We start from the raw sequence: 24617 nt of genomic DNA on the forward strand, positions 1-24617 counted from the left end.
TGGAAAAGGCCGCCCGGATTGGGCGGCCTTTTTTTGTGTTTGGGTGTCGGGCTAACCCGTGGCTTGGGCGGCTTTCTTTGCGGCTTCTTCCGCCGCGCGTTTCAGCAACGCGCGCAGGTCGAAGGCCGCGCGCATCAATTCGCGGGTGTATTCGGTGCTGGGGTTGTCAAAAAGCTGATCGGTGATGCCCTCTTCGACCACCGCGCCGTTTTTCATCACCATCACGTAGTCCGATAGCGCCCGGACAACGGCAAGGTCGTGCGAGATGAAAATATACGACAGCTCATGTTCGATCTGCAATTTGCGCAGCAGTTCGATCACCTGCTTTTGCACTGAACGGTCGAGGGCGGAGGTCGGCTCATCCAGCACGATGATGCGGGGGCGCAGGATCACGGCGCGGGCGATGGCGATCCGCTGGCGCTGACCGCCCGAAAATTCGTGCGGGAAGCGGTTGCGCACGGCGGGGTCGAGGCCCACGTCGCTAAGCGCCTCGGCGGCGCGGCGGGCGCGTTCCTTTGACCCAAGACCGGGTTCGTGGACAAGTAGCCCCTCGGTAATGATTTCCCCGACCGTCATCCGCGGCGAGAGAGAGCCGTAGGGGTCTTGGAACACCATCTGAAGGCCATCGCGGAAGGGGCGCATCCCGGCGCGGTCGAGGCCGGAGATTTCCTTGCCCATATAGACCACGCGGCCCTCGTTCGGCAGCATTTGCAGCAGCGCACGACCCAGCGTCGACTTGCCGGAGCCGCTTTCACCAACCACACCGATGGTCTGGCCCTTGCGCAGCGCGATGCTGATCCCGTCGACCGCGCGAAGCTGTGTGTCTTTGCGCAGGAAACCGGCAGGGTGGCCGAAGGTGACTTCGACGTTTTCGCCTTCCAGCAGGATCGGCGCGTCGCTTGAAACAGGGGGTTTGCTGCCCTCAGGCTCTGCCGCAAGCAGCATTTTTGTGTAGTCGGTTTCGGGCGCGTTGAAGACCCGTTCGGTCGGGCCTTCCTCTTCGACCTGACCCTTGGCCATGACATAGACGCGATCCGCGAAGGCTTCGACGATGCCAAGGTCGTGGGTGATGAACAGGATCGACATGCCAAGGCGGGTTTGAAGTTCCGCCAGAAGCTGCAGGATTTCGGCCTGAATGGTCACATCAAGCGCGGTCGTCGGTTCGTCCGCGATCAGCAGGTCCGGGTCATTGGCAAGCGCCATCGCGATCATCACGCGCTGACGCTGGCCGCCGGACATTTCGTGGGGATAGGCCTTCAGCCGCTTTTCCGGGTTCGGAATCTGCACGAGTTTCAGCAGTTCCAGCACGCGGGCGGAGGCTTTTTTCCGCGACATGCCGCCATGCACGCGGAGCGGTTCGGACAGCTGATCCTCAATCGTGAACAGCGGATCAAGCGAGGTCATCGGCTCCTGAAAGATCATGGTGATCTTGGCACCGCGCAGCTTATTGATCTTGTTCGGCGGCAGGTTCAGAATTTCCTGCCCCCGATACTTGACCGAGCCGGTGGCGTGGCCGTTCGAGGCCAGAAGCCCCATCGCCGCCATCATCACCTGACTTTTGCCAGAGCCGCTTTCGCCAACGACGGCGACGGTTTCGCCGGCCTTGACGTGCATCGACACGCCGCGCACCGCCTGAACGTCGCCGTCGGGCGTGTCGAAGGTGATGTGGATATCGTCAACCTCGAACACCTTTTCGTTTGGTTTTGCGTCCGTCATATCAGCGGTCCTTCGGGTCTAGTGCGTCGCGCAGCCCGTCGCCGAGGAAGTTCAGGGCGAACAGCAGCACGGTCATTGTCGCGGCGGGGTAGAACAGCATGAACGGGGCGTTCCGCATGTTCTTGGCCCCTTCGGAGATCAGAACGCCGAGCGATGTCAGCGGTTCCTGAACGCCAAGGCCGAGGAACGACAGGAAGGATTCAAGCAGGATTACCTTGGGGATCAGCAGGGTCATGTAGATGATGACCGTTCCAAGGGTGTTCGGAATGATGTGCCGCCGGACAATCGCGCCGCCGGACACGCCGAGCGATTCAGCCGCCTGCACGAATTCCCGGCGCCTGAGGCTAAGCGTCTGCCCCCGCGTGATCCGCGCCATGTCGAGCCATTCGACAGCCCCCACCGCAAGGAACATCAAGACGAGGTTTCGCCCGAAGAACACCACCAGCAGGATCACGAAGAACACGAAAGGCAGTGAATACAGGATATCGACGATCCGCATCATGATGTTGTCGACGGCCCCGCCGATAAAGCCTGCGGTCGCGCCGTAAAGCACCCCGATCAGCAAGGCGACCCCGGTCGCCAGCGCGCCGATCATCAGCGAGATCCTGAGGGAGATCAGGATGCGCGAGAACAGGTCGCGCCCGTTCGCATCGGTCCCCATCAGGAAGTAAAGCTGTTGCACGTCGGATTCGATCACACCGGATTTGCCATCCGTGCCGACATCGACCATTTCAGAGCCTGAAAACACGTCGGAGCGATCCAGATAGCGCGTGATGCGGGGGTCGATTTCGCGTTCGGACGTGACGTTCACCCGAACCTTGCCATCTACCCGCTCGATCGACTGAACCTCAACCCGCGCGCGGCGCAGGGCGCTTTCGGCGGAGGGGATGATCTGTTCTTCCTGCGGGTAGGGCGACAGGCTGGGCCGCACCTTGACGAATTCCGGGTAGACTTCGGAATAGCTGTGTGGCGCGACCTCGGGGCCGATGGCCCCGGCGATCACAAGGATCACAAGCACGACCAGCGATACCATCGCGGCCACGTTGCGGCGCAGCCGGAGCATCGCCGTCGCCCAGAGCGAGCGGCTGTCGGTCACGACTTCGGGGGAGTTTGTTGCGAGATCAGTCATAGCGAACCCTCGGGTCGAGAAGTGCATAAAGCAGGTCAACGATCAGATTGAAGACCACGACGAAGACCGCGACGATCACGACCGTCCCCATGACGAGCGTGTAATCGCGGTTAAGCGCCCCGGCGACGAAGTAGCGCCCGATGCCGGGCAGGTTGAACACCTGTTCGACGACGATGGAGCCGGTCAGCAGCGCCGCCGCAGCGGGGCCGAGGTAACTGATCGCGGGCAGGATCGCGGCCCTGAGCGCGTGTTTGATGACCACCATCCGGGCGGGCAGTCCATAGGCGCGGGCGGTTCGGACGTGGTCGGACCTGAGCGCTTCGATCATCGCGCCGCGCACAAGGCGGGCGACGACGGCGATTTGCGGCAGCGACAGGGCGATCACCGGCAGGATCATCTGATCCCATCGGCCCCAGCCCTGGGCGGGCAGCCAGCCAAGCATCACGGCAAAGACCAGCGACAGCACTGGTGCCACGACGAAGTTCGGAACGGTGATCCCGAAGGTCGCGGTGGCGATCACGGCGTAGTCAGCCTTGGTGTTTTGCCTGAGTGCTGCGATGGAGCCGAGGATCGAGCCGAAGAGCAGTGCGATGACAAGCGCGGTCAGCCCCAGTTGCATCGAGATCGGCAAGCCTTCGGCCAGAATTTCGTGCACCCGTTTATCGCGGTAGATAAAGGACGGCCCCATATCGCCCCGAAACAGGTTGCCAAGATACATGGCGTATTGTTCGTAAAGCGGTTTATCGAGTCCGAAGGTGCGGTTCAGGTTCTCCATCACCGTGGCTTCGAGCGTGCGTTCCTGATCGAACGGCCCGCCGGGGGCGATGCGCATCATGAAGAACGCAGCGGTGATGATGATGAAAATCGTTGGGATCGCGCTTAGCAGACGGCGCAGGGCATATGACAGCATGCGTTGTTGTCTCCGGTCCTGACCCTATGGGGTCAAATTCTAACTTAGAACGGGACGAATGCGATGTGGCGCGGAGAGTATCCGCGCCACATCGTCAGATCGTTATTCCGACAGGCTCAGGAAGCGGGTCGGGTGGACGTTCTGGATGTTGTCTTCCCAGCCTTGCAGCTTGGGCGAGACAATCGAACGCGAGGAGTAGTAGAGCAGCGGCAGGAACGGCAGATCCCGCATGAAGAGACCTTCAGCCTGTTGCAACAGCTCAGCCCGCTTTGCCAGATCGGTTTCGGCAGCGGCCTGATCCATCAGGCTGTCATACTCCGGGTTGTTGTAGTTCGCGTAGTTGAACCCGTCATTGTCCGATTCCACCATGAACAGGAAGTTCTGCGGGTCGGAGTAGTCACCGATCCAGCCGGCGCGTGCGACGTCAAAGTCGCCCTTGTCGCGCAGGTGGGCGTAGTGAGCGGATGCGTCGCGCACGTTGAATTCAACGTTCACGCCAAGGTTCGACCACATATCGGCAATCGCGGTCGCCGCGTTCCGGTGGTTTTCCGAGGTGTTATACATCAGCTCAATCGTGACTGGCGAATCCGGGGTGATCCCGGCAGCGGCGAGAAGTTCCGCAGCCTTGTCTTCCCGGTCCAGCATCGACATGCCGAAGTAATCAACCTCGGGCGAGCCTGCTTCGTAGTTACCGATGCCCGGCGGAACGAAGCTTGAGGCCGGAAGCATGGTGCCCTGGAAGATTTCTTCCGCGAGGAATTCGCGGTCAATCGCCATCGACAGCGCTTGGCGCACTTCGGGGTTGCCCAGCACTTCGTCGTCGTGGTTCACGGCGTAGTAGTATGTGCCGAGATAAGGCGCGACGCGCACGGCTTCGCCATGCTCTTCCTTCAGGCGCGCAATGTCTTCGGCCGGCAGGTCAGAGCAGGAGTGAACTTCGGCAGCTTCCCAAGCCCGCACGCAGGTCGCGCGGTCTTCGAACGGCAGGAAGTGGATCGTGTCGATCGCGACATTATCCGCATCGTGGAAGTTCGGGTTCTTCACCAGAACGATTTTGTCGTTCAGGGTGTTTGATTCCAGCATGTAAGCGCCGTTTGACACCATCTTGCCGGGCTGAACGAAATCAGCGCCGTGTTCTTCAACCGAAGCCGGGTGAACCGGCAAGCCCGTTTGGTGGGTCAGCAGTTCAAGGAAGAACGGCGTCGGCTGGTGCAGCGTGATTTCAAGCGTCTTGTCGTCAAGCGCCTTCACACCAAGTTCGGACGGATCGATATCGCCCGTGTTCACACCTTCGGCGTTCATCACCGGGTAAAGGATGTTGGCGTATTTCGCGCCGGTTTCGGGCGTCATGATTCGCTGAAGCGAATAGACGAAATCGCCCGCGGTCACCGGATCGCCGTTCGACCACATCGCATTGTCGCGCAACTTGAACGTGTAGACCGTGCCGTCGTCGGACACTTCCCAGCTTTCCGCGACGCCGGGCATGATCTCGGCATTTGCGGTGTAGACCACCAGACCTTCATACAATTCACGCAGAATATTGGCTTCTGCGACGGTCGAGGTCTTGTGCTGGTCCAGAGTTTCCGGGTTGCCATCGTTGCCGCGCAGATAGGTTGCGGCGTCCGATAGTGTGGCGGATCCAAAGACAAGCGCGGCGGCCAATGCCGTGCTTACCAGAAATCCCTGTTTCATCTTACTCTCCATTTTTATGGCTTGATTTGCGGATTACACGCCGCTCTTTCGGAAAATGCAAGCAGATCGCCGGGATTGTTTCCGCCACGTAAAATCGGCGCGGTGCCAGTGGCGGACGGGCGAAGTCGCAGTTGCCCGCGGTTCAGATATGCAGAATTGTCGGTTTTCCTGAATAAATAATTCAGATTTCCTTAACCAGTCTTAGCGCGTCGTAAATGGCCGCATGGGTGTTTCGCGCAGACACGGCATCACCGATCCGAAACAACTGGAACGTGCCGTTGTCATTTCGCTGGAGCGTTTGTGGCCGCCCCGACAGAAGCGCGTCGTGATCGACCGCGCCGAGATTCGCGGACTGGGGTTTGAGGTCGAAGTAAAGTTCATCCAAGGGAATCGTGCCGTGGTTGACGACGATCTGATCGAAGGTTCGGCTTTCGCGGTGGTCGGAATAATCGGTGCCGATAACCGCCCGCAATCGGTTGCCGTCACGTTCGACCGCCTTCAGGCGGTAGGTGACGGTGAAGGTCGTGTCCTTGTCCTGCAACGCACGCATGTAGGGCGTCAGGTTCATCGTCATCACGTCGGGGGAAAAGCTGCGATCCGGCGTCATGATTTCGACATGCGCGCCTGATGCGGCGATGGTTTCGGCCGCTTGCAGGGCAGGGTGGTCGCCCGCGTCGTCATAGATCAGGACGTTTTGCCCCGGTTTTACATCGCCCGAAATGATGTCCCAGCTAGAGACGACAAGATCGTTGCCGGTTTCCAGCACCTCCGTATCGGGCAGGCCGCCGGTGGCGATAACTACGACATCGGGATTTTCGGCGATCACGTCGCCGGCTTCGGCCCAGGTGTTGAAGCGAAACTCCACGTCGCGGGCCGCGCATTGGGCCATGCGCCAGTCGATGATCGAGATCATCTCGCGCCGCCGCTGGTTCTGCGCGGTCAGCCGGACCTGTCCGCCGGGATCGGCGGCGGCCTCAAACACCGTGACGTCATGGCCGCGTTCGGCGGCGACGCGCGCGGCTTCCAGACCGCCGGGGCCAGCGCCGACAATCACCACCTTCTTGCGGGTCGCGGCCTTTGGGATCTCATGCGGCATCGAAAGTTCGCGGCCCGTGGCGGCGTTGTGAATGCAGAACGCATCGCCCGCCTGATAAATCCGGTCGAGGCAGTAATTCGCGCCGACGCAGGGGCGGATGTCGTCCTCTCGCCCCTCGGTGATTTTGCGCACGATATGGGGGTCGGTCATGTGGGCGCGGGTCATGCCGACAAGGTCCAGCAGCCCGGCGCTGACCGCGTGGCGGGCGGTGGCCACGTCGGGGATGCGGGCGGCGTGGAAAGTGGGCATCCCGATCTCGGCCCGGACCCGCCCGGCAAAGTCGAGATGCGGTGCGCTTTTCATGCCCTGGATCGGGATGACGCCGGTCAGCGCTGCATCGGTTTCGATATGGCCACGGATCACGTTCAGGAAATCGACCTGCCCAGTGTCGCGCAGGCGGCGAGAGATTTCCATGCCTTCCTCTTCGTCTATCCCGCCGGGCATCGACTCATCCGCCGTATAGCGGAAACCGACGATGAACTCGGCCCCGACGCGCTTGCGGATCGCTGACAGCACGTCGAGCGAAAAGCGCATCCGGTTTTCAAGCGCGCCGTTATGGTCGCCCTCAAGCGTGTTCGTCGCGGGGGACCAGAATTGATCGAGCAGGTGGCCGTATGCCTCAAGCTCGATCCCATCAAGGCCCGCGGCCTGCATACGTTCGGCGGCATCGGCGTAGTCTTCGATGATCCGCTCCATATCCCAGTCTTCGATCTTTTTCGGAAAGGCGCGGTGCGCGGGTTCGCGGATATGGCTGGCCGTCAGGACCGGCAGCCAGTCGCCATTCGCCCAGTGTGACCGCCGCCCGAGATGGGTCAGCTGGATCATCACCGCCGTGCCGTGTTCGTGGCAAGCGTCGGTCAACGCCTTCATCCACGGCACGACCTCATCCTTATAGGCGAGGATATTGTTGAACGCAGGCGGGCTGTCGCGCGACACCACGGCAGACCCGGCGGTCATGGTCAGGCCGACGCCGCCCTTGGCGCGTTCCTCGTGATAGGCGCGGTAGCGTTCGGTGGGCATCCCGTCTTCGGGGTAGGCCGGTTCATGCGCCGTCGTCATGATCCGGTTCTTCAGCGTCAGATGCTTGAGCGTGTAGGGCTGAAGCAGGGGATCATTCGACATTGTGGGTTCCTAACCGGGGGCCGGGCGAGTCGGGTCGCGTGCGGGAACTGTCCTGAGAAAAAGACATATGTGTCAAGTTTTCTTGTGCGCACGCGCGGTTCCCGGTAGGCCCAAGGGATGGAGCAATTGAAGCCCGAAAAGCAAAGCGGCTGGCGCGGGTCGGCGGATCTGTGGGTGTCGGCGGCGTATCAGGCGCTTGTCGATGGCGGGGTCGATGCGGTGCGGGTCATGCCGATTGCGAAGGCGCTGGGCCTGTCGCGAACCAGCTTTTACTGGCATTTTGAGGATCGCGATGCGCTGCTGGCGGCGATCGTGGCGCTGTGGGAAGACAAGAACACCGGCAACCTGATCGCCAAGACCGAAGTTGCGGCGGACGGTATCAACGCGGCGATGTTCAACCTGTTTGATTGTTGGATTGATGCGGAGAAGTTCGATTCACGCCTCGACCACGCGATCCGCAATTGGGCGCAGAATGATGCGAGCGTCCGGGTCCGGGTGGATGCGGCAGACGGGCGGCGTTTTGCAGCGGTCAAGGCGATGTTTGAACGGTTCGGCTATGCGCCGGATCAGGCGACGACGCGGGCGTGGACGGTGCTTTACACGCAGGTCGGCTATATCTCGATGATGGTGAGCGAGCCGGTTGCGAAGCGGATCGACCGGATGCCCGCCTATGTCGAGGTTTTCACAGGCGTCGCGCCGGATGCCGAAGAGATTGCGGTGTTCCGGGCGCGGCATGGCTTGCCCGCGTAAACATCAGGCGAGGTTCAGCGTCGGATCGTCCAGCCGAACGTCAAAGCGATCCGGCACCAGCGCCTGATGGAACCACCTGACCAGCGTGTAGATCGAATAGACCGGCAGGCCGGTCAGCTTGCGGATGTCGTTGGCATAGGGTGTGATGTTCGTGCATTCCAGCACGATGGCCCCGATATTGTTGTGGGTCGTCACAAGCTCTTTCGCGGCGTCGAGCAGATCGAGCCGACAGGCCGCGAAATCCATGCTGGGCTGATCGTCGAGGATGCCGTGGGTGAAGGCCCGCCCGTTGTCGGTGCCGACGATGGGCGTGTCGAGCGGGGCACCGGCAGCCTCAAGATGCGCTTCGGTCAGCGACTCCTTTGAAATCGTGATGACCCCGGTGCGCTTGCCTTTGGGAAGCGTCTTGTCGACCATCGAAATCTGCATCAGGGATGAGGTCACGACCGGGACCGGCACCGCTTCGGCGATCTGGTCCTGGATCAGCGCAAGGAAACCGCAATTCGTCGTAAGCCCGTCGCAGCCATGTTTCACGAGGTCATGGGCGGCGGTGATGAAGCCATCGACCAGCAGTCGGGGGTCTTGCCGCACGACCTTGTCGGGCGTCGCGCCGGGGACGATCCGGTATTGCACCGGGAAGGGCCATGTATTCGCGTTGGCGATGTCGCCGTAGATGCGGGGAAACTGCGTTTCCAGCATCATCACGCCGACCGTCGCGCCAAAGACTGTCTTTCCACCATATTCGACTGACATGGCGCTATCCTTTCAGTTCACCGGAACATAAAGTTGGGAATAGGCGCGGCGGACGGTTTCCGTCACCTGTTCGCGCCTGCGTTCGATATGGCCGCGCATGACCTTCACCGCCTCGTCCGCGTCGCGCGACAGCACGGCATTCAGCAATACGCGGTGGGAGGACAGCGCGCCTGCCTCGCCCTCGCTTCGGATCAGCATGTCGAGGTTGATGATCCGCACATAGCGGATGCGGTCGTTGATGTTTTCCATCAGTCGCAGGAATTCTGAATTGTTCGACAGTTCCGCGATGCGGAAATGAAACTCCTCATCCATCTCGATTAATTTGGTGAGGTCGCGGCAGGATTTGTAGGTTTCCTCAACCCGGTCGAGGTAGTCGCTGAGCCCGGCGAGCTGTTCGTCGGTCGCGCGTTCGATGGCGCGGCGCAGCGCTTCGCATTCGATGGCGATGCGGGCCTCGTAAAGCTCCATGATCCGGGTGGGGCTGAGGGCGCGGCAGAAGAACCCGCGCCCGTTCTTGAAGGTCAGGAAGCCTTCGGCGACCAGACGGTTCAACGCCTCGCGCAGCGGCGTGCGGGATGCGCCCAGATCGGCGGAGAGGGCGCTTTCGTTGATCCGTTCTTCGGGTTTGAATTCGAAGTTCACCGCCATCTTGCGCAGATGGTCGTAGATCCGGTCAACGCTGCTTTCCGATTTCGCCATGACGATTCCTGTTCGGCTGGGTTCAGTTTGCATAGCTTTCCACGCCTCGCAAGGAATTTGTCTTCACAGATGAATATTTATCTGTATACAATTTTGGGATCAGCGTAGAATCACAGACTCTTATGGGCAAAGCTGGCGGGGGATCATGGCGTCAAATAGTCTGAACGGGGCAGAGGCAATGGTCCGTATGTTGGAGGCGCAGGGCGTCCGGCACATCTTTGGCTTATGCGGGGACACGACCCTGCCGTTCTATGACGCGATGCACCGGCTGGATCACGGGATCACCCATGTGCTGACCCGCGATGAACGATCCGCCACTTACATGGCTGACGCCTATGCCCGCGTGACGGGCCGCGTTGGCGTGTGCGAGGGGCCATCGGGTGGTGGTGCGACCTATATCCTGCCGGGACTGATCGAAGCGAGTGAGAGTTCTTATGCCGTGCTGGGGATCACCACGGATATATCGGTTGGCTCATACGGGAAATACCCGCTGACCGAGGTCGATCAGGATGCGCTGATGCGCCCCCTGACCAAGTGGAACACGGTTATCAAGCAGGCCGCGCATATCCCGCGCATGGTGCGCACCGCGTTCCGGGCGATGACGACGGGGCGTCCGGGGGCGGCGCATTTGGGGCTGCCCTATGACATTCAATACGACCCGGTCGATGCGTCCGATATCTGGGCCGATCCGAAACATGCGACCTTCCCGGCCTATCCCGCCGCCCCCGAACCCGGCGCGGCAGAGGCGGCGGTCGATGCGATCCTGTCGGCGAAATCTCCGCTGATTGTTTGCGGTGGTGGGGTTGTTATTGCGGGCGCGGAGGAGGAGTTGTCGCGCCTTGCGACCCGGCTGGACATTCCCGTCGCCACGTCGATTTCGGGGCAGGGATCGCTCGCCGAAACGCACGCACAGGCGCTGGGCGTTGTCGGGTCGAACGGCGGTACGGATCAGACATGGGAAGCGATGGAGGCGGCGGACCTTGTGATCTTCATGGGCTGCCGCGCGGGATCGACGACGACGTCCCGCTGGGAAGCACCGAAGCCCGGCGCGCGGATCGTGCATTTCGACAGCGACCCGATGGTGATCGGCGCGAATTACCCAACGGAGGTCGGCGTGGTCGCCGATCTGCGGTTGGCGCTGGCGGAGGTCAACGCCGTGCTCGACAAACGCGGGCAGGGTGCGGCGACTTTCGGCGGCGCGGAGGCGGTGGAGGATATCAAGCGGCGGAAGTTTGAGATCTTCGATAGGTTCGCGGCGTCGGACGAAACCCCGATGCGGCCCGAACGGGTGATCGCGGCGCTAATGGAGGTGCTGCCTGAGGATGCAACGGTTCTGTCGGACCCCGGCACAAGTTGCCCCTATTTCTCGGCCTATTACCAACTGCCTAAACCGGGGCGGTATTTCATCACCAACCGGGCGCATGGCGCGCTGGGCTATTCGTTGTCCGCGGCGCTTGGCGCGTGGTTCGGGCGGCCCGACAGCAAGATCGTGGCGCTGATGGGCGACGGGTCATTCGGTTTCACGGCGGGAGAATTGGAGACCATCACGCGCTGCCGCGCGCCGATCACATACGTTGTCTTCTCCAACGCGAATTTCGGATGGATCAAGGCCAGCCAGATGGCCGACACCGACAAGCGCTATTACAACGTCGATTTCAACCGGGTCGATCAGGCGGCAGTCGCGGCTGCCTATGGCGTGAAGTCGTGGCGTGTTGAAAACCCCGGCGACCTTGTGAAAACTCTGCGAGAGGCGGTGGCGCATGACGGGCCGACACTGGTTGATGTGATCTGCCAACCGCTTGAAGAAACCAACGCGCCTGTGCGGCGCTGGATGGGGTAAGGGATGGCGGACGGGCAGCAAATCGTCGTGATCGGTGCTGGCATTGTCGGTATGTCGACGGCGATCTGGCTGCGGCGTGCCGGGAAGGATGTCACGGTCATTGATCGCGGGGAGCCGGGGCAGGGCACGTCCTTCGGCAACGGTGGTGTGCTCGCGTCAGCGGCGGTCGTTCCGGTGACGACGCCGGGTCTTGCGGTGAAGGGGCCAAAGCTGCTGTTTGACCCGAACTTTCCTCTGTTCCTGCGCTGGTCCTATCTGCCGCGCCTTGCGCCTTGGCTGATCAAATACCTCGCCCATGCGAATGACGCCGACACGCGCCGGATTTCCAAGGGACTTGAACTGATCGTCGGTGATTCAGTCGAGCAACACAAAGCGCTGGTCAAAGGCACCAGTGCGGAGCGTTGGGTGACCGAAAGCGATTATGTCTTTGCCTATCGCGATCAGGCGGCGTTTGATGCGGATTCCTACACATGGGGTCTGCGGCGAGAGGCCGGGTTTGTGCCGGAGATGATCCAAGGCGGTGCAGTGCAGGAGTATGATCCCGCGTTCGGGCCGGAGACGGGCCTGCTCGCCGTGATGAAAAACCACGGCCATATCCGGTCACCCGGCAAATACGTCATGGCGCTTGCCGATGTGCTGAGGGCCGAAGGCGGCACCGTTCGTCAGGCGACGCTGGAAGATGTTGACCTGAAAGATGGGCGCATCGTCGCCGTCGTGACCGATCAGGGCCGGATAGCCTGCGATGGTGCGGTGCTGGCCACCGGGGTCTGGTCAAAGCCGCTCGCAAAAAAACTGGGGCTGAAGGTGCCGCTGGAATCAGAACGCGGCTACCATATCGTATTGAAATCACCGTCAAAGATGCTTCGGTCGCCTGCGATGATCGCGGCGGGGAAGTTTGTGGCGACTCCGATGGAAGATGGCATGCGCTGCGCTGGCGTGGTGGAGTTTGGCGGGCTGGATGCCCCGGCCTCCAAAGCGCCGCTCGCGTTTCTGCGGCGGATGATAAAACAGACCTTCCCCGACATGACGTGGGAAGACGAGGAAGAGTGGCTGGGCCATCGCCCCGCCACGACAGACAGCCTGCCCCTGATCGGGGAAATCAACGGCACCGGAGTATTTTCAGGATTTGGCCATCAACACATAGGGTTGACGGGTGGGCCAAAAACGGGTCGGCTGATCGCGGACCTGATGAGCAATAAGGGGACCAATCTGGACCTGTCAGCCTTTGATCCGGCACGGTTCGCATAATAACCAACCAACGGGAGAAGAAAATGACAAGAAACATGACAACCAAAACTCTGGCGCTTGGCGTGACCGCCAGTATGGCCCTGTCGGCCACGGCCAGCTTTGCCGAGACATGGGACATGCCGATGGCCTATTCGGCCACGAACTTCCATTCGGCCACTGGCGCGGAGTTTGCGACCTGCGTGACCGAAGGAACCGGCGGTGCGCTGGAGCTTGTGACCCATCCGGGTGGATCGCTGTTTGCGGGTGCTGAAATCAAGCGTGCGGTGCAGACCGGTCAGGCGCTGATCGGGGAACGGCTGTTGTCGGGCCACCAGAACGAAGATGCGCTGTTCGGCTTTGACTCCATCCCCTTCCTCGCCACATCGTTCGAGGATTCCGACAAGCTGTGGCAGGCCGCCGAAGGCCCGCTGACAGAGCTTCTGGCGAGCCAGAACTTGCACCTGCTTTATTCCGTGCCATGGCCGCCGCAGGGGCTTTACTTCAACAAGGAAGTGAACTCCGTCGCGGATATGGAGGGGCTGAAGTTCCGTTCATACAACAACGCGACCGCCCGGATTGCCGAGCTGGCGGGCATGCTGCCGGTGACGATCGAAGCGGCCGAGATCAGCCAAGCCTTTGCAACTGGCGTTGCAGAGTCGATGATCTCTTCCGGCTCAACCGGGTATGACCGGAAAGTGTGGGAAAGCCTGTCGCATTTCTACGAAGTCGACGCCTGGCTGCCGCGTAACTACGTTTTCGTGAACATGGACGCGTGGAACGGTCTGGATGAGCCGACGCAGAACGTCATCAACGGGTGCGCATCGCTTGCGGCCTACGCGGGTTTGTGGCGGTCGATCCAATACACCGACTTCACGATGAGCGAGCTTGCCGCAAACGGGATGACCGTTGGCCCGGCTGGCGAAGAACTGAAGGCAGAGCTTCGCGGCTTTGGCGAAACGATGACCGCTGAGTGGCTGGAGCAAGCTGGCGAAGCCGGTCAGGCCATCGTTGATGCGTTCAACGCAGAATAAAACATGATCCGGCGGCCCCCGGTGTGATCCGGGGGCGGCCCACCAACAAAGCGGGAGGGGACGATGCGCATGATCCGACGCACGCTGGACGGGTTATATCTGTCTTGCGGAATACTTGCGGCACTTTGCTTGATCGGCATCCTGATACTGATCGTGGTGCAGATGGTCGCCCGCTGGACCGGAGAGGTTTTTTCCGGTGCGCCCGACTACGCAGGCTATTGCATGGCCGCGGCATCCTTCCTGGCCTTCGCCTACGCCCTGAACGCGGGCAGCCATATCCGGGTCAGCCTGCTGCTGGGCATAATGGGCAAATACCGCAAATGGGGGGAAATCTGGTGCTTTTCCATCGGCACCTTCCTGTCGGTCTTTTTCGCCTACTACGCGATCAAGATGACCTATTGGTCCTACAAGTTCAAAGACATCAGCCAAGGGCAGGACGCAACGCCCCTGTGGATTCCGCAGTTGGCGATGTGTCTGGGCACCGTCGTTCTGGCAATCGCCTTTATCGACCACCTTGTTCAACTGCTGTTCACCGGCAAACACGGCATCTCGCAAGACGCGATTGATGCGCATATGGAGTAGCTGAGATGCAGGAAGTCTATCTCGTTCTCCTATTTCTTTTCGCGCTGTTCCTGCTGCTTGGCACAGGTGTCTGGGTCGGCCTTGCGCTGTTTGGCGTTGCCTATCTGGGGCTGGAGATGTTTACGACCCGCCCCGCAGGCGATGCGATGCTGACGAAAATCTGGTCGTCAAGTTCAAGCTGGACCCTGACAGCCCTGCCGCTGTTCATCTGGATGGGCGAGATCCTTTATCGAAGTCGATTGTCGCAGGATATGTTCCGCGGCCTCGCCCCATGGATGGCACGGCTACCGGGTGGGCTGGTGCATACGAATATCGTCGGCTGCACGATCTTCGCAGCGGTCTCGGGTTCTTCGGCCGCGACGCTGACGACCGTTGGCAAGATGTCGATCCCGGAACTGCGCAAGCGCGGCTACCCGGAATACATGATTATCGGCACCCTGACCGGGGCGGCGACGCTGGGGCTGATGATCCCGCCCTCCCTGACGCTGATCGTCTATGGCGTGTCGGTTGAGGTTTCGATTTCAAAACTGTTCATGGCGGGCATCCTGCCGGGGCTTTTGCTGGCCGGGATGTTCATGGCATATGTCGCTGGCTGGTCGGTCCTGCGCCGATCCGAAGTGCCGGATATTGGCAAGGGGATGAGCTTTGGTGAAAAACTGAAGGAATCGCGGTTTCTGATCCCGATCATCCTGCTGATCCTCGCGGTGATCGGGTCGATGTATGGCGGCTATGCCACCGCGACCGAGGCGGCGGCGATCGGCGTTATCGGCTCTCTCATCCTTGCGGCGGCGCAGGGGTCACTGACGGTTCACACGTTTATTGACAGCCTGCTTGGTGCGACGCGGACTTCGGCGATGATCGCGCTGATCCTGTTGGGGGCGGCGGCGCTGACGCTCGCGATGGGCTTTACCGGCCTGCCGCGCGCACTTGCCCAATGGATCGAGGCGCTGGAGCTGTCGCGCTTCGCCCTGCTGATCGCGCTGATGCTGTTCTACATCGTGCTTGGCATGTTCCTTGACGGTATTTCATCCGTCGTTCTGACGATGGCAATCGTGCAGCCGATGGTGGAAACCGCCGGGATCGACCTGATCTGGTTCGGCATCTTCATCGTCGTGGTCGTCGAGATGGCGCAGATCACACCGCCCATCGGGTTCAACCTGTTCGTGATGCAAGGCATGACCCATCACGAGATGGGCTATATCGCCCGCACGGCCCTTCCGCTGTTCGGGATCATGGTGCTGATGGTGTTCGTGCTGATCTTCATGCCGGAACTTGCAACCTACCTGCCCGAGAATATGCGAGAGGTGCGAGGCGCCGGATGATCGCCGGACCCCTTGGCTGGATAGGGGAGAGGGCGCGCTGGGTTCTGCTGATCGGCTGCCTGGTTGCGGTCTTTCTGCCGGCGCTGTCCGCGCTTCTGCGCCCGCTTTTACCCGCCCTGATCGCGCTGGTGTTGGGCCTTTCCGTTGCCCGGATGGAGCTTCGGGCATTCATGCGCGGCTTTGCATCGCCTCGGCTTGTCATGTTGCTTGTCATCCTGACGGCGCTGCTGATGCCGGTGACGGCGGGGCTGCTGGCGGTGGTGCTGCCTTTGGTCGGGATGCCCGACAGTTTCACCGCCGCCGCGATCTTGTTTGCGCTGGCGCCGCCGATATCGTCTGCCGCCGGGTTGTGCTTTATCCTCGGGTTCGATGCCCGTCGCGCGTTAGAGGTGACTTTGGTCGCCACCGTTCTGACACCCCTGATCGGCCCGGTGATGATCGCGGCGCTTCTGCCCGGCACGGATGCGCCGCCTGCGATTGATCTGATGTTCAGCCTCAGCCGGATGATCCTTGGCGGGTTGGCCATTGGCATTGCGATCCGTCTGGCACTGGGCGGGGCCGCAATAGCCGCCCGCAAGACGGAATTTGATGGCATTTCCGCGATTGGCATGGTGCTTTTCGTGATCCCTTTGTTTGATGGGGTCGGGCCGCTGGTTTTCGCGCGGCCCGGACTGGCGCTGGCGGTGCTGGCGTTTGCGGTGCTGCTGAACTTCGGCGCGAATATCGTCGTGGCCGCTATGTCGCGCCCGGCACTTGGCGGCGCGACGGCGGGGGCGCTGGGGCTGATGTGGGGTAACCGCACGGTCGCGCTTTACCTTGCGGCGTTGCCATTCGACCCGGTCTTCGCGTTGTTCGTCGCGCTTTATCAGTTTCCGATGTATGCGACGCCGCTGGTGTTCGGGCGGCGTTAGGGCTTAGCACCTGCGGCAATTCCGGTTGTCCGTCCAAGGATGTCGACCCCCTGCTGCATCCAGAAATGCAGCAGGTCGATGAACACCCAATTCTCGGCCAGCTTGTCGCCGTCGCGCCGATAGATGTCGATCACACGGAATTCGCCTGCCTTGTCGGTCGCGGGCATCCCCATGAAACCACCGGTCGGCCGCGCGGTGAAGTTCGGCCAGCCGAAGAAGCCGCCATAATGCCCTTCGGCCAGACGGCAGACGTGCTTTGTCTTTGTTCGATCCGTGAACCCTGCGCGGAAGGGGCCCGAATGTTGCGCCGCATAGCGCTCGATCGTGTAGGTGGCGCCGATGCCGCACGGCCCCCACCAGATCATATCGTCGTGCCAGCTTCGGGCGAGTTCTTCGGTCAGCGGCAGGCCAGAGTTCCAGCGCCCTATATCGTTGATCATCCGGTTCATCGTGGCGAGCGTCTGCTCCGCCTCCGCCGGGTCGTGGGGGCCGAATAGTAACCCGTCATGCGGGGCAGGGCTCGGCTGCATCACATGCGCGCCGGTTTGGGGCGGGAAGGGCGACAGGCCCGCCTGAACCATCAGATGCGGGATGTCGAAATACATTGCGGTTTCGGTGATCTGCCCACCTTCGATACGGTTGAATTCGCAATAGGGTAGAATGGTCATTTTGCCCGTCGGCGCGATCCCCAACCACGGCGCGTCGAACAGGCCCATGAGGTTGCCCATCGACACAACCCAGACGCCGCCTGCGTCCATTTCGTTCTGTCCTGCGAAAAACACATCCTGCCGCCGTTGCAGGCGGCGAAGGGCGCTGCGAAGCGGGCGCCAGAACTGTTCCGCCACAGCTTCGGCACCGGTCAGTTCCCCAAACGGATGATAGCCGCGCCAGCGGTATTCCGGGCCTGTGATTCTGCCGATTTCAGCGGCGATGTCTGCGTCGTCCGCAGTGTCGAGCGCATCGTAATAGTCGCGGATGAGTTGTTTTTCTGCCTGAAAGTCGCGCATTATTTTTTATACCTTTTCAACACGCTAGGATGCTGAGTTCATGTAACGCCACATGGTTTTTGCATACGTTTGCAAAAATAGCTTGCCAAAATGTCGCAGGAGAGTCTAGCCTTATCGCAAACGTATGCAAAAATGTGCGTCACGTTCACACGCCAGCATCTGTCCAGGGGGGCTCATGGCCGAGATTCAACTTAAAAACCTGTCCAAGCGATGGGGCGCTTTCGTCGGTGTCGATAACTTTGACCTGACCATCGCGGACCAAGAATTTCTTGTTTTGCTCGGCCCGTCCGGCTGCGGCAAGACGACAACCATGCGCATGATCGCAGGGCTTGAAGACGCAACCGAGGGCGAGATCCGGATCGGCGACCGTGTGGTCAACGACCTTGACCCGAAAGACCGCGACGTGGCGATGGTGTTCCAGTCCTACGGGCTGTATCCGCATATCAACGTCTACGAAAACATCCGCTTTCCGCTGAAGGTGCGTAAGGCCGATCCCGCCACCCATGACGAACGGGTGATGCGGGCGGCTGAGATGGTCGAACTCACCGACTTCCTGCACCGCAAGCCTGCCGAACTGTCCGGTGGCCAGCGGCAGCGCGTGGCCCTTGCCCGCGCCATCGTTCGCAAACCCTCGGTGTTCCTGATGGACGAACCGCTGTCGAACCTCGACGCCAAACTGCGGGTTTCGACCCGCGCGCAGATCAAGAACCTGTCCCATGAACTGAAAGTCACGACCGTCTACGTGACTCACGACCAGATTGAGGCGATGACGCTCGCCGACCGCGTCGTGGTGATGAAAGCCGGCGTCGTGCAGCAGGTGGGCACTCCGACCGACATCTATGACAACCCCGTGAATACCTTTGTGGCGAGCTTTATCGGCTCTCCCGCGATGAACCTGATGGATGGCGAGATGCAGGGCGGCACCTTCACCGGCAAGAACGTCGAAATCAGCGGCCTGTCCGCGCCAGATGGCCCCATTACGCTGGGCTTCCGTGCGGAAGACGCCGAAGTGTCCGAAACCACCGGGCAGGTCAACGGGCCCTTATACACCATCGAACTGCTTGGCGACGCGACCATGCTGACCGTCCGCGCGGGCGGGCAGATGGTCTCTGTCAAAGCGCACAAGGATTATCGGGCCGAGATTGGCGATAACGTCTCATTCTCTGTCCCGACCACGATTTGTCACCTGTTTGATAGGGAGACAGGGACAAGAATAGGGGCGTCCTAGCCCCTGAATAACCCGGCGTTTTGCCGGTAACGAAGTGGTGCAGGCTTCGAAGCTGCACCCAGCACATGCACAGGGAGACTGCATAATGTACTTGAAGAAACTAGTGATGGCGGGGGCGATCTCGCTTATGGGGACGGGGGCGTATGCGGCCTGTTCCTACGAAAACCAGACACCGATCAGCATGCTGTCGGCCGGTTTCGAGGCATGGAAAGCCGTGGCTGACGCCATGGCAGAGTGTGGCAATTTCGAAGCCGAGCTTGATCAGGAATTCCGCACCAAGCAGCCATCCGCCTTTGCGACGAACCCGTCGCTTTATCACATCGGCGGCGTGTCGAACGGCACAATCACCCCGCTGCTGAACGAAGGGCTGATCCGTCCGCTCGACGATCTTGTTGCTGAATTCGGCCAAGATCTGTCGCCGAACCAGCTGATCACGATTGACGGCAAGATCATGGCGATTGCGATGATGGTGAATACGCAGCACCTGATGTATCGCGCCGACATCTTTGAAGACCTCGGCCTTGAGGTTCCGACCTCGTGGGACGAAGTTTTTGCCGCTGCCGATAAGATCGAAGAGGCCGGTCTTGTTGATCATGCCCTTGGCGTCACGATGAAATCCGGCTGGAACCTCGCGCAGGATTTCAACAACATATTCCTCGGCTACGGCGGTCAGTTCGTGGACGACGCGAACATGCCGACGCTGAACAATGAGGCTGGCGTGAATGCGCTGGAAACCATGAAGCGGATGACGGAATACGCCGACCCGGAATTCCTTGTGTCTGACTCCACCTACGTTCAGCAGCAGTTCCAGCAGGAAAAAATTGCGATGGCGAACCTCTGGGCCAGCCGCGCATCTGCGATGGACCTCGAAGGCGAAAGCCAGGTCGTTGGCAAGGTGAACACCGCCGCTGCACCGACCGCGATGGAAGGTGGTCCGCCCGCCACGACGATCTGGTGGGATGGCGTTGTAATCGCCGCCAACATCACGGACGAAGAGGCTGAGGCCGCGTTCAAGCTGATCCTCGAAGGGCTCGACACCGAAATGGTGCAGGCGAATAACGGCGCGGCCATCTGGCTGATCCCGGGGTATGAGCCGAACCGTCTGGCCGAAGGCGCAATCGCGACCCTTCAGGCACAGCCGGGTGCTGCGGCTTACCCGTCCACATCGGCAATGGGCCTGATGCACACCGCAGTCGGCAACGGCGTCAGCGACTTCCTGACAGGCGCGACAGATGCCGCGACCACGCTTGCCGGGATTGAGGACGCATACCTCACCTCCGCGAAAGAGGCCGGCCTGATCGCCGACTAACGACAGACGTGAGAGGGCGGTGCGCTGCCCTCTCACCCTCGCAACGGTCCGGGTTTTGCCGGGGGCAGACGCAAAGTGCCCCGCGCTAAGTCCAGACTTGAACCGACCTGATCTACGGAAGGGCCACGCCCATGAAATTCAAGACATTCGCTGCCTTTGTCGGACCGTCGCTCTTCATGATGCTGGTCTTTATCGCGCTACCGCTGATCAGCGTGTTCTCGCAAAGCTTTTACAATACCCAACCCGTTTTTGAGCAGGTGGAGGTTGAAACCTGCACCCCCGGCTTCCCGACCGCGACCTGCGTGACCGAGGTCAAAAGCCGCCCCGTCATGGGCGAGGACGGCAAGATCAAAACGGAAACCAGCTTCGTCGGGCTGCAAAGTTACCGCAACGTCCTCGAACTTGGCCGCGTGAAAGAGGCGCTGGCCAACGGAAGCTGGGGCCAGTTGATGAATATCGACTTCTGGAAGGCGCTGAGGTTCACGTTGACCTTTACGCTTCTCACGCTGCCTCTGGTGATCGTTGTCGGGCTAGCCATTGCGCTTGCCGTCAATAATGCGGCGAAATCACTGAGGGGGCCGGTGATCTTTATATCGCTCTTGCCCTTTATCATCACGCCGGTGATCGGCGCGCTGTCGATTTATTGGTTGTTCGTCGGGGACGGCATCCTGACCGCTACGCTTGAACGCTGGACGGGGCAGGACATCGCGATGTTTGCGCAGGCGTGGACGATCGAACTGCTGATGCTGTTCTACCGCGTCTGGCACGTGGCGCCCTTTGCCTTCGTGATCTTCTACGCGGGCCTTCAGACGGTAAACCAGGACACGCTCGAATCCGCGATCATCGACGGGGCAAGCCGCTGGGAACGCCTGCGCTATGTGATCGTGCCACACCTGATGCCGCTCATCATCTTCATCGCGCTGATCCACCTGATGGACTGCTACCGCGTGTTCGAAGAAATCGTGGGCTTCCGCAGCCAGGCGCATGTGATCTCTCTGCAATGGCTGACCTATGACTTCCTGACACCGGACGATGCGGGCAACCGCGCAATCAGTCGGGCGTCTGCAAGCGCCATGCTCACCATGATCGGGATTGTCTTCCTGCTGATCCCACTTCTCAAGCGCACCTGGCGCGACCACAAAGGGAGCCACTGATATGTCGACGCCCAAGTCAATGCGCCAATCGCTCGCGCTTCGCCTCGGCTCTGCCGGTTTCCTGATCTTCTGGTGTTTGCTTGCCGCCTTCCCGATCTTCTGGATCGCAGTGATGAGCTTCAAGTCCCCGGTCGATGCCTTCGCGTCGAACCCGCTTGACGTGGTCTTTGGCCCGGCGACACGGGCCGACGGCAACGGCCTGTCGATCATCGACATCATCGTCGGCCTGCTGGTCCTGTGGTGGTCGTTCAAATTCGCGATGGGCCGCCTGCCGCAGATGGTGTCACGCTTTACCCAGCCGGGGACCGTGATCCTTGGGTGGATCATTGCGGTCATCGGTTTCGCCGTCGCCTTCATCGTTGTGTTCTTCGTGATCCTGCCAGCGGTCCTTTCCGGGCTGAACGCGATCACCGGGCCGCTGGGGCAACCGATCCTTGGCCTGACGACGCAGCACTATCAAAGCGTTTGGGTCGATAACGAATTCTACCGCAACTTCCTGAACTCCCTGTTGGTGACGGCGGGTGTTGTGACGGTGTCGCTGACAGTTGGCACGCTGGCCGGGTATGGCCTTGCGCGGTCTGGCTCGAACCTCGCGTTCTGGCTGCTGATACTCGCGCTGATCTTCCGGGCGCTGCCGCATTCGGTGCTGGTCGCGGGCTATCTGCCGGTGTTCATCAACTCCGCCGAAATCCTGCGCCCGATCTTTGGCGACTCGGCCCCGACCCTATACGGGCAGCCCTATGCCGTCATCGCCGTGCTTGTCGCGATCAACCAGCCTTTCACGATCTGGATGCTGCGCAGCTTCTTCCACAATATCCCGACCGAACTGGACGAAGCCGCCCGCGTCGATGGCTGTTCACACTTCCAGGCGTTCCGCCGGGTCATCATGCCGGTCATGTGGCCGGGGGTCATCACGACGGGTCTGTTCAGCTTCCTTCTGGGCTATAACGACTTCCTCGTGACCTCGCTGCTGCTTGACGCGCAGAACCAGACGATGGTTCCGGCCATCGCGGGCTACTTCAACCGCGAAACCACCACTACCGATCAGGTCGAAGCGATCGCCGCCGCCGTGTCGATTACCGCGCCGCTGTTCTTGCTGGTGATGGTGTTCCAGCGCCAGATCGTAAGCGGCCTGACCGCCGGAGCGGTGAAAGGCTGACGATGCCCACTGCCAACTTCATCTTTCTGAAAATATCCCCGCCGGAGGCTCCGGCGGGTTCAACAAGGACTATGACCACATGAAAGGCTCCCGCCCCGAACAAGCGGTTCTTAGCCGCGACACGGACATGAGCAAGACCGCGGAAACCCGCGCGGTGATCGAAAACATGGTGGACGGGCTGAACGACCACCGGATCGCGGATATCGGCGATTTCTTTTCGGAAACCTTTCGCTGGATGGGCAATCAGGGCTGCGGCACCAAAACCGGCCTGCGCGAATTTCAGAACAACTGGCAACGCCCGTTTCAGGCGGCATTTTCCGATAAGGTCTGCGTGGACGAAGCGCGGCTTTACATGGGCGAATGGGCCGCCGCCTTTGGTCGGCAGGAAGCGACCCATAGCGGCGACTTTATGGGTGTCGCCGCGACCGGTAAGCGGGTCGATATCCGCTACATGGATTTCTGGAAAGTCGAAGACGGCAAGATCACCGACAACTGGGTGATGGTCGATTTTCCGCATGTTCTGGCACAGCTTGGCGTTGATGTGTTCAACGGCCACGGCTGGGAAACCTTTGACCGGGGCGAGAAAACACCGCCCCGCCCGAAAACCGAGGAAATGGTATGACGATTGAATACTTGAAACGTGGCAAAGCCGAAGACGCCCGCGCCGAGGATGACGCAAAGACCCGCGCGGTGGTCGAGGCGACGCTGAAGGACATCGAAACCCGTGGCGATGCTGCGGTGAGGGACCTTTCGGAGAAGTTCGACAACTACTCCCCCAAATCCTTCCGCCTCAGCGAGTCCGAGATCGAAGCGCTGATGGCCAAAGTCTCAGACCGCGAAATGGCCGACATCAAGTTCGCGCAGGAACAGGTGCGGAATTTTGCGCAGGCGCAGCGGGACTCGATGCTGGATATCGAGGTGGAAACGCTGCCGGGCGTGATCCTTGGCCATAAGAATATCCCGGTGCAATCCGTCGGCTGCTACGTGCCGGGCGGCAAGTTCCCGATGGTGGCGTCGGCGCATATGTCCGTCGCCACGGCGTCGGTCGCTGGTGTGCCGCGCATCATCGCCGCAACGCCCCCCTTCAACGGAGAGCCGAACCCCGCGGTGATTGCCGCGATGCACCTTGGCGGTGCGCACGAAATCTACGTGATGGGCGGAATCCAGGCGATCGGCGCGATGGCGATCGGGACGGAAACGATCGACCCCGTGCACCTGCTTGTCGGCCCAGGCAACGCTTTCGTCGCCGAGGCCAAGCGCCAGTTGTTCGGACGCGTCGGGATCGACCTTTTTGCAGGTCCGACCGAAACGATGGTAATCGCGGACGACACCGTGGATGCGGAACTCTGCGCCACGGATCTCCTCGGCCAAGCGGAGCACGGTTACAACTCCCCGGCCGTGCTCGTGACCAACTCTCGCAAGCTGGCCGAGGAGACTTTGTCCGAAATCGACCGCATCCTGAAAATCCTGCCGACCGCCGGCACCGCGAAGGTGAGCTGGGAGGATTATGGCGAAGTCATCCTCTGCGAAACCTACGACGAAATGCTGGCCGTTGCCGATGACATCGCGTCCGAACATGTGCAGGTGATGACCGACCGGGACGACTGGTTCCTCGACAACATGACCTGCTACGGCGCGCTGTTCCTTGGTCCGCGCACCAATGTCGCGAATGGCGACAAGGTGATCGGGACGAACCACACCCTGCCGACGAAGAAGGCCGGGCGCTATACCGGCGGGCTTTGGGTCGGGAAGTATCTGAAGACCCACAGCTACCAGAAAGTGCTGACCGATGAGGCTGCGACGCTCGTTGGCGAATACGGATCGCGCCTGTGTATGCTCGAAGGTTTTGTCGGCCACGCCGAACAATGCAATGTCCGGGTGCGCCGTTATGGCGGGATTAATGTGCCTTACGGCGAAGGTGCACCCTATCGGGAGGCGGCGGAATAGGGGGCTTTGCCCCCGGCGCTGCCGCGCCTCCCC

21 protein-coding genes are annotated in these 24617 nt (G+C 60.8%); 13 read left to right on the top strand and 8 right to left on the bottom strand.

Features of this window, described 5'->3' with window-relative positions:
- Positions 1 to 51 precede the first annotated feature (51 nt).
- From ACEWPJ_RS04915 to ACEWPJ_RS04935, 5 genes are all read right to left on the bottom strand, one after another.
- On the bottom strand, positions 52 to 1716 hold the full coding sequence (locus tag ACEWPJ_RS04915) for an ABC transporter ATP-binding protein (protein WP_416511356.1): 1665 nt from the start codon (positions 1714 to 1716) through the stop codon (positions 52 to 54).
- Between the two features lies 1 nt (position 1717).
- Positions 1718 to 2845 (bottom strand): ABC transporter permease, encoded by a 1128-nt coding sequence (locus ACEWPJ_RS04920; protein ID WP_416511357.1) that lies wholly within the window; start codon positions 2843 to 2845, stop codon positions 1718 to 1720.
- Entirely contained in the window at positions 2838 to 3755 is a 918-nt protein-coding gene (locus ACEWPJ_RS04925) for an ABC transporter permease subunit (RefSeq protein WP_416511358.1), read from the bottom strand. Before ACEWPJ_RS04925 ends, ACEWPJ_RS04920 begins: the two co-directional genes overlap by 8 nt.
- 102 nt (positions 3756 to 3857) lie before the next feature.
- Entirely contained in the window at positions 3858 to 5447 is a 1590-nt protein-coding gene (locus ACEWPJ_RS04930) for a peptide ABC transporter substrate-binding protein (protein WP_416511359.1), read from the bottom strand.
- Between the two features lie 181 nt (positions 5448 to 5628).
- Positions 5629 to 7665, bottom strand: coding sequence for an FAD-dependent oxidoreductase (locus tag ACEWPJ_RS04935; RefSeq protein WP_416511361.1), 2037 nt, complete (start codon positions 7663 to 7665; stop codon positions 5629 to 5631).
- A 117-nt stretch (positions 7666 to 7782) separates the two neighbouring features.
- Here ACEWPJ_RS04935 and ACEWPJ_RS04940 point away from each other — a divergent pair, with 117 nt between their 5' ends.
- A complete protein-coding gene (locus ACEWPJ_RS04940; RefSeq protein WP_416511363.1) occupies positions 7783 to 8415 on the top strand; it encodes a TetR/AcrR family transcriptional regulator in 633 nt (210 codons plus the stop codon).
- Between the two features lie 3 nt (positions 8416 to 8418).
- Here the strand turns inward: ACEWPJ_RS04940 and ACEWPJ_RS04945 are convergent, their stop codons facing one another.
- Positions 8419 to 9168 carry an aspartate/glutamate racemase family protein gene (locus tag ACEWPJ_RS04945; protein WP_416511365.1) on the bottom strand — a complete coding sequence of 250 codons (750 nt, stop codon included), beginning with the start codon at positions 9166 to 9168 and terminating at the stop codon, positions 8419 to 8421.
- A 12-nt stretch (positions 9169 to 9180) separates the two neighbouring features.
- Complete coding sequence (locus ACEWPJ_RS04950) at positions 9181 to 9900, bottom strand: GntR family transcriptional regulator (protein ID WP_416511366.1); 720 nt, start codon at positions 9898 to 9900, stop codon at positions 9181 to 9183.
- A gap of 112 nt (positions 9901 to 10012) precedes the next feature.
- On the opposite strand from ACEWPJ_RS04950, the gene ACEWPJ_RS04955 reads away from it, so the two are divergent.
- The 6 genes from ACEWPJ_RS04955 (at position 10013) to ACEWPJ_RS04980 (ending at position 16780) form a co-directional block, all read left to right on the top strand.
- Entirely contained in the window at positions 10013 to 11707 is a 1695-nt protein-coding gene (locus tag ACEWPJ_RS04955; protein WP_416511368.1) for a thiamine pyrophosphate-binding protein, read from the top strand.
- A gap of 3 nt (positions 11708 to 11710) precedes the next feature.
- Entirely contained in the window at positions 11711 to 12955 is a 1245-nt protein-coding gene (locus ACEWPJ_RS04960) for an NAD(P)/FAD-dependent oxidoreductase (RefSeq protein ID WP_416511369.1), read from the top strand.
- 35 nt (positions 12956 to 12990) lie between these two features.
- Positions 12991 to 13965, top strand: a complete 975-nt coding sequence (locus tag ACEWPJ_RS04965; RefSeq protein ID WP_416511370.1) for a TRAP transporter substrate-binding protein — start codon at positions 12991 to 12993, stop codon at positions 13963 to 13965.
- 63 nt (positions 13966 to 14028) lie between these two features.
- Positions 14029 to 14547: a TRAP transporter small permease gene (locus ACEWPJ_RS04970; RefSeq protein ID WP_416511371.1), complete on the top strand. Its 519-nt coding sequence runs from the start codon at positions 14029 to 14031 to the stop codon at positions 14545 to 14547.
- Between the two features lie 5 nt (positions 14548 to 14552).
- The gene (locus ACEWPJ_RS04975) at positions 14553 to 15869 is read left to right on the top strand and encodes a TRAP transporter large permease (protein ID WP_416511373.1); all 1317 of its coding nucleotides are present in this window, start codon (positions 14553 to 14555) and stop codon (positions 15867 to 15869) included.
- Positions 15866 to 16780 carry a hypothetical protein gene (locus ACEWPJ_RS04980; protein ID WP_416511374.1) on the top strand — a complete coding sequence of 305 codons (915 nt, stop codon included), beginning with the start codon at positions 15866 to 15868 and terminating at the stop codon, positions 16778 to 16780. Before ACEWPJ_RS04975 ends, ACEWPJ_RS04980 begins: the two co-directional genes overlap by 4 nt.
- On the opposite strand, the gene ACEWPJ_RS04985 is transcribed toward ACEWPJ_RS04980, so the two are convergent.
- The gene (locus ACEWPJ_RS04985) at positions 16777 to 17787 is read right to left on the bottom strand and encodes an ester cyclase (protein ID WP_416511375.1); all 1011 of its coding nucleotides are present in this window, start codon (positions 17785 to 17787) and stop codon (positions 16777 to 16779) included. The genes ACEWPJ_RS04980 and ACEWPJ_RS04985 overlap by 4 nt on opposite strands.
- Before the next feature lie 175 nt (positions 17788 to 17962).
- Between ACEWPJ_RS04985 and ACEWPJ_RS04990 the strand changes: the two genes are divergently transcribed.
- The 6 genes from ACEWPJ_RS04990 (at position 17963) to hisD (ending at position 24584) form a co-directional block, all read left to right on the top strand.
- A complete protein-coding gene (locus ACEWPJ_RS04990) occupies positions 17963 to 19015 on the top strand; it encodes an ABC transporter ATP-binding protein (RefSeq protein WP_416511376.1) in 1053 nt (350 codons plus the stop codon).
- An 85-nt stretch (positions 19016 to 19100) separates the two neighbouring features.
- Positions 19101 to 20324 (top strand): ABC transporter substrate-binding protein, encoded by a 1224-nt coding sequence (locus ACEWPJ_RS04995; protein WP_416511377.1) that lies wholly within the window; start codon positions 19101 to 19103, stop codon positions 20322 to 20324.
- Between the two features lie 131 nt (positions 20325 to 20455).
- Positions 20456 to 21478, top strand: coding sequence for a carbohydrate ABC transporter permease (locus ACEWPJ_RS05000; RefSeq protein ID WP_416511379.1), 1023 nt, complete (start codon positions 20456 to 20458; stop codon positions 21476 to 21478).
- Position 21479: 1 nt separating this feature from the next.
- Positions 21480 to 22637: a carbohydrate ABC transporter permease gene (locus ACEWPJ_RS05005; RefSeq protein ID WP_416511380.1), complete on the top strand. Its 1158-nt coding sequence runs from the start codon at positions 21480 to 21482 to the stop codon at positions 22635 to 22637.
- A gap of 79 nt (positions 22638 to 22716) precedes the next feature.
- The gene (locus tag ACEWPJ_RS05010; RefSeq protein ID WP_416511381.1) at positions 22717 to 23259 is read left to right on the top strand and encodes an ester cyclase; all 543 of its coding nucleotides are present in this window, start codon (positions 22717 to 22719) and stop codon (positions 23257 to 23259) included.
- Positions 23256 to 24584: a histidinol dehydrogenase gene (gene hisD / locus ACEWPJ_RS05015; RefSeq protein WP_416511382.1), complete on the top strand. Its 1329-nt coding sequence runs from the start codon at positions 23256 to 23258 to the stop codon at positions 24582 to 24584. Before ACEWPJ_RS05010 ends, hisD begins: the two co-directional genes overlap by 4 nt.
- Positions 24585 to 24617: the final 33 nt, after the last annotated feature.

Origin of the sequence: Aliiroseovarius sp. YM-037, from assembly GCF_048060095.1 — a bacterium.
In the GTDB taxonomy this organism is placed as follows: Bacteria; Pseudomonadota; Alphaproteobacteria; order Rhodobacterales; family Rhodobacteraceae; genus JBLUOA01.